Origin of the sequence: Gemmobacter sp. LW-1, assembly GCF_001303875.1 — a bacterium.
In the GTDB taxonomy this organism is placed as follows: Bacteria; Pseudomonadota; Alphaproteobacteria; order Rhodobacterales; family Rhodobacteraceae; genus Gemmobacter; species Gemmobacter caeni.
Window position 1 is genome coordinate 1 of record NZ_LJSC01000064.1, and the last position, 6,705, is coordinate 6,705.

Genomic DNA, 6,705 nt, shown 5'->3' on the forward strand with positions numbered 1-6,705 from the left:
CGCGCCGATCCGTGTCTCCGGCGCCGCCGCGCAGGCCGCCGCCAGATGGCGGAACTGCGCCGCCAGCCGCGCGATGGTCGCCGCATCGAACAGATCCGTCGCATATTCGATCGCCCCGGTCAGCCCGCCCTGCCCCGGCAGGTCCTGCAAACTGCCCGGCACTTCCTGCAAACTGAAGGTCAGGTCGAACTTCGTCGCCGTCACCGCCACGCCCGCCGGCTCCAGCTGCAGCCCGCCGAAGGCCATCGCCCCCAGCGGCGCGTTCTGCAGCGCCAGCATCACCTGGAACAGCGGCGCATGGCTCAGGTCGCGGGCCGGTTGCAGCGCCTCGACCAGCTGGTCGAAGGGCAGATCCTGATGCGCCTGCGCCGCCAGCGCATCCTCGCGCAGCCGCCCCAGCAGCGCCGAGAACGGCTCGGCCGCATCCACCCCGGCGCGCAGCACCAAAGTATTGACGAAGAAGCCGATCAGCCCCTCCAGCGCCGCATGCCGCCGCCCCGCCACCGGCGTGCCGATGGCGATGTCCTCCTGCCCGCTCCACCGCGCCAGCAGCACCGACAGCACCGCCACCAGCACCATGTGCAGGCTGGTCCCGGTGCGCCGCGCCAGCGCCTCCAGCGCGCGGGTCAGACCGGCGGGCAGATCGAAGGGCATCACCGCCCCGGCATGGCTTTGCACCGCCGGGCGCGGCCGGTCGGTCGGCAGCGCCAGCCGGTCGGGCATCCCGGCCAGCCGGGCGCGCCAGTAGGCCAGTTGCCGCTCCAGCTCCGGCCCTTGCAGATGCGCCCGCTGCCAGGCCGCGTAATCGCCGTATTGCAGCGGCAGCGGCGGCAGATCCGCCGCCCGCCCCGCCAGCGCCGCCTCGTAAAGCGCCGCCAGTTCGCGCAGGAACACCCCCAGCGACCAGCCGTCCGAGACGATGTGATGCAGCACCAGCGCCGCGAGGTGATCCTCCGGCCCCAGCCGGATCACCCGCGCCCGCAGCAGCGGACCGCGCGCCAGATCGAAAGGCTCGGCCGCCAGAACGGCCAGCCGCGCCCCGGCGGCGGCCATCGGATCGGCCGCATCCGACAGATCCTCCAGCGGCAGATCGACCGGGCCGGGCGGCAGGATCACCTGCACCGGCAGCGCCTGATCGGTGGCAAAGACCGTGCGCAACGCCTCGTGCCGCGCCACCAGCCCGGTCAGCGCCTGCGCCAGCGCGTCCGGCTCCAGCCGCCCGGTCAGCCGCAGCGCGACCGGCTGGTTATAGGCCGTGTCGCCCGGCGACAGCTGGTCGAGGAACCACAGCCGCTGCTGCGCGAAGGACAGCGGAACCGGCCCCGGCCCGCGCGGCGCCGGATCGGGCAGCACGGGATCGGGCAGCACCGGCGCGCCGCCGTCCTGCAAGCTGCCCCCGTCCTGCACCGCATCCTTGCCCGCGATGGCCGCCGCCACCACCGGCGCCAGCCCCTCCAGCGTCGGATGCTCGAACAGCGCCCGCAGCGACAGCTCGATCCCCCAGCGCCGCCGCACCCGCGCGATCAGCTGCGTCGCCAGAAGCGAATGCCCGCCAAGCGCAAAGAACGTCTCCCCCGCCCCGATCCGGTCCGCCGAAAGCCCCAGAACCTCCGCCCAAAGCCCCGCCAGCTCCGCCTCGACCCCGGCCCGGACCACAACCGAACCGCCCTGAACCACCGGCAAAGGCAAGGCCCGACGATCCACCTTCCCGTTCAGACTCAACGGAAATCCAGACAACACCATGATCGACGACGGCAACATGTAGGACGGAAGGCTGGCCACCGCCGCCCGGCGCAGCACCGCCTCATCGGCCCCGGTCGCATACGCCAGCAGACGCGGCTGCCCGGCACTTTCATCCAGCAGCACCAGCGCCTGTGTCGCGCCCGCCGCCAGCAACACCGCCTCGATCTCGGCAGGCTCGATCCGGTAGCCGCGCAGCTTGATCTGGTCGTCCACCCGGCCCAGAAACTCGATCTGGCCATCGGCGCGCATCCGGCCCAGATCGCCGGTGCGGTAAAGCCGCGCACCGGGGACCCCGTAGGGATCGGCGCGGAAACGATCTGCCGTCAGGTGCGGCTGGTTGAGATAGCCAAGCGCCAGCCCGGCGCCACCCAGCCAGATTTCACCCGCCATGCCCTGCGGCACCGGGCGCAGTGCCGGGTCCAGAAGCCGCAGCACCATGCCGGGGATCGGCCGGCCAATGGGGATTTCGCGCGCGGGCGCCGGATCGGGCGGCACCTCGCAGGCGGTGGCGATGATCGTCGCCTCGGTCGGGCCATAGGTATTGACCAGCCGGATGCGCGCGGCCTCGGGCCGCCGGCTCCAGGTTGCAAGCTGCGAAGGCGTCACCTTCTCGCCGCCGAGGATCACCAGCCGCAAAGCTTCGGGGATCGGCGCGCTGTCCTCGGCCCATAGCTGCCAGAACCGCGTCGGCAGGTCGAGCACAGTCACCCCCTCGCGGGCGAGGAAATCGGCGAAGGCGGCGCCGGTATCCAGAAAGCCCTCGGGGCGCGGGACCAGCGCGGCGCCCGCCATCAGCGTCGGCAGTATTTCCTCGACCGAGGTATCAAAAGCCGGGGTTGCGAATTGCAGCACGCGGTCCTGCGGGCCAAGACCGCAGAGGGCGATGTGATGCGCCGCATGGTTCATCACGCCGCGATGCGGGATGACCACGCCCTTGGGCCGCCCGGTGGTCCCGGAGGTGTAGAGGATATAGGCGGGGTCGTCCGCCCCGCAGCCGCGCAGCGGGCCTTCGGGCACCTCGCCTGCGGTTTCGGGGTCCAGCAGATGCGCCGCACCTGCCGCCTGCAAACCGGCATGGCGGGCCACCGGGGCCAGCACCAGCGCGGGCAGCGCCTCTGACAGGATCAGCGCCTGCCGCGCGGGCGGCATTGCCGGGTCCAGCGGCAGCCAGGCCATCCCTGCCTTGATGCAGGCCAGGATCGAGGTCACCAGACCGGCGCCCCGGTCAAGGCAAAGGCCGACCGGCGCGCCCTGCGCCACACCCGCAGCCCGCAGCCGATGCGCCAGCCGGTCCGAGGCGCGATCCAGCGCCGTATAACTCAGGCCGCCGGGGCCCGTGACCGCCGGATGATCCGGCGCCTCGGCCACGCGGGCGGCGAAAGCCTCCAGCACCGGCACCAGCGGCAGCGGCGCGGGCGCCTCGGCCGGGGCCTCGGCCGCGCCGAGCGTCAGATCGGCCAGCGCCGCATCGGGGCGGCGCACGATGTCGCGCAACAGATGGTCGAACTGCCCCGCCATGGCGGCGATGCTGCTTTCGTCGAACAGGTCGGTCGCATATTCGAAACAGCCATGCAGCGCCCCGGCCTTTTCCATCAGCCGCAGCGTCAGATCGAACTTCGACACATGGCTTTCCACCGCCAGCGGTTCGGTCCGCAGGCCCGAGGCATCCAGATCGTCCATCGGCGTGTTCTGAAGCACGAAGACCACCTGAAACAGCGGCGAATGGCTCAGATGCCGCTCGGGGCGCAGCTCCTCGACCAGATATTCAAACGGCAGATCCTGATTGGCATAGGCATCCAGCGCATTGCGCCGCACCTGTTGCAGCAGGGTTTCGAAGCTGGCTTCCGGCGCCACTTCGCTGCGCAGCACCAGCATGTTGACGAAGAAGCCGATCAGGTTCTCGATCTCGGCCCGGTTGCGGTTGGCGATATAGGTGCCGACGCACAGATCCTGCACCCGCGCGTGCCGTGCCAGCAGGATGTTGAAGGCCGAGAGCAGCACCATGAACAGCGTGCTTTGGTGCCGCGCCCCCAGCGCATAAAGCTCTGCCGTCAGATCAGCGGGCAGGGTCACGTCGAAAGTGGCGCCGCGATAGCTTTGCGCGGGCGGGCGCGGGCGGTCGGTGGGCAGGGGCAGCACCGGCGGCGCCCCGGCCAGCCGGTCGCGCCAGTAATCGAGCTGACGTTGCAGCGTCTCGCCCTGCAACCAGTCGCGCTGCCAGATCGCGAAATCGAGATACTGGATCGCCAGCGGCGGCAGCGGATCGGGCCGCCCCTCGACCGCCGCGCGATACAGCGCCACGAATTCGGTGACCAGCACCCCCATCGACCAGCCGTCAGAGATGATGTGGTGCATGTTGAACAGGATCACATGATCCGCGTCCCCCAGCCGCAACAGACGCGCCCGCAACAGCGGCGACAGGTCCAGCCGGAACGCGGTCTGCGCATCTTCCACCGCCAGACGCCGGGCCTCTGCCTCGGGGTCGGGCAGCGCGCTCAGATCGGTCAGCGGGATCTCCAGTTCCAGCGCCGGGGCGATGACCTGCACCGGCGCGCCGTCGCGGTCAAGGAAGGTGGTGCGCAGGCTGTCATGCCGCGCGACAATGGTGTTGATCGCCTGCCGCAGCGCCGCCACATCCAGCGGCCCGCGCAGCCGCGTCGGCGCCGGGATGTTGTAGAACGGATTGCCCGGCTCAAGCTGGTCAAGGAACCACAGCCGCTTTTGCGAGAAGGACAGCGGCAGGTCGCCATCGCGCGGCGCCGGGCGGATCGCGGTCATCCCGGTCTGGCGGTTGTCGGCGCGCAGGGCATCGACCTCGGCCGCCAGTTCAGCCACCGTGGGACGGTCGAACAGCACCGCACGCAACGGGACATCCACGCCGAACCGCAGCCGGATCTTGGAAATGGCCTGTGTCGCCAGCAGAGAATGCCCCCCCAGATCGAAGAAACGATCCTGCGCCCCCACGCGATCCCGGCCCAGCAGTTCGGCCCAGATCGCGGCCATGGCGATCTGCGTCTCGCCCTCGGGCGCGACGAAACCGTCGTCGCCCCGGCGCGCATCGGGTTTCGGCAGCGCGCGGCGGTCGATCTTGCCATTGGCCGTCACCGGGAAGGCGGGCAGCCAGACGAACCACGCGGGCACCATGTAATCGGGCAGCCGGTCCAGCAGCGCGGCCTTCACCGCGCGCTCGTCCGCTTCGGCCCCCGGTTCGGCCACCAGATAGGCGATCAGGCTGCGTTCGCCCGCGCCGGGATCGGTTGCCACCACCAGCGCCTCGCGGATCGCGGGCAGATCGGTCAGCCGCGCCTCGATCTCACCCAGTTCAATGCGGAAGCCACGAATCTTCACCTGATCGTCGATCCGGCCCAGATATTCCACCGCGCCATCGGGCAGATGCCGCGCCAGATCGCCTGAACGATACATCCGTTCCCCCGGCGGGCCGAAGGGATCGGGCACGAAAGCCGCAGCCGTCAGATCGGGGCGGTTCAGATAGCCGCGCGCCAGACCGATGCCCGCCAGAAACAGCTCGCCCGCCACACCCGCCGGCACCGGGTTCAGCGCCGCATCCAGAACATAAAGCCGGATATTCCCGATCGGATGGCCGATCGGCACCGTGGCCTGCCCCGCGCGCGGCAGGCAATCCCAGTGCGACACCTCGATAGACGCCTCGGTCGGGCCGTAAAGGTTGCGCAGCGCCACATGCGGCAGCGCCGTCAGAACGCGGTTCTGCAAGGCAACCGGCAGCGCCTGCCCGGAACAAAGGATCTGCCGCAGGCTGCCGCAGCCCGAAAGATCGGCATAGTCGATGAAGAATTCCAGCATCGGCGGCACGAAATGCACGGTCGTGATGCGCTTGTCGCGGATCACCCCGGCCAGATAGGCCACGTCCTGATGCCCGCCGGGCCGGGCCATCACCAGCGTCGCCCCCGCGATCAGCGGCCAGAACAGCTCCCATACCGAAACGTCGAAACTGTAGGGCGTCTTCTGCAACAGCCGCTCGCCCGGCGCCACACCATAGGCGCGGGTCATCCAGCACAGCCGGTTCACCACCCCGCCCTGCGCCACCATCACGCCCTTGGGGTTGCCGGTCGAGCCGGAAGTATAGATGCAATAGGCCAGCGTCTGCATCGTGCCGCGCGGCGCAGGGTCGGTTTCGGGCCGGTCGGCCACGGCGGCGGCATCATCGGCCAGCAGCACCGGGCAGGTGGCGGTGGGCAGCACGCCGGACAGATGCGCGAGCGTGACAATCGCGCGTGGCCGCGCGTCGCGGATCATATACTCCAGCCGCGCCTCCGGCAGCGCCGGGTCCAGCGGCAGATAGCCCGCCCCCGCCTTCAGGATCGCCAGCAGCGCCACCATCATCGCGGCGCCGCGCTCGGCACAAAGGCCCACCAGATCGTCCGGCCCCACCCCTGCCGCGATCAGCGCATGGGCCAGCCGGTTGGCGCGGCGGTTCAGCTCGGCAAAGCTCAGTTCCCCATCCTCGGCCACCACGCAGGCAGCCTCGGGGCGCAGCGCCACCTGACGGGCGAACATCTCGGCCAACGGCGCCGCTTCGGGGTAATCCGCCCCGGTCGCGTTCCAGTCGCGCAGGATGCGAGCCTGCTCTGCCGCATCCGGCAGCGGCTCGGCCAGCAGCATGGGTGCCGTGCGCTGGTCCAGCACGCGCTGAAGATGCCGCCCCATCGAAGCAATGGTTTCCGCATCGAACAAGGCGGTGGCATAGTCGATCTCGGCGTCAAAGCCGCCCTCCGCCGGGCGCAGCCGCAGCGTCAGGTCATACATCGCGTGGGGCGCGCGCGCAGGCTCGGCCTGCACCTCCAGCCCGCGCATCGCGGGCAGCACCGGGGCCGCCCCCGCAATTTCCAGCGCGACCTGAAACACCGGGGCATGGCCCAGATGCCGCGCGGGCTGCACCGCCTCCACCATGGCATCGAAGGGCACGGCGCCGCGCGTCTCGGC

At 70.5% G+C, this 6,705-nt stretch carries 1 protein-coding gene; it reads right to left on the reverse strand.

Annotated features, from left to right (window positions below):
* On the reverse strand, positions 1–6,705 hold a 6,705-nt coding region (locus tag AO684_RS20670), incomplete at both ends, for an amino acid adenylation domain-containing protein (RefSeq protein WP_152968498.1).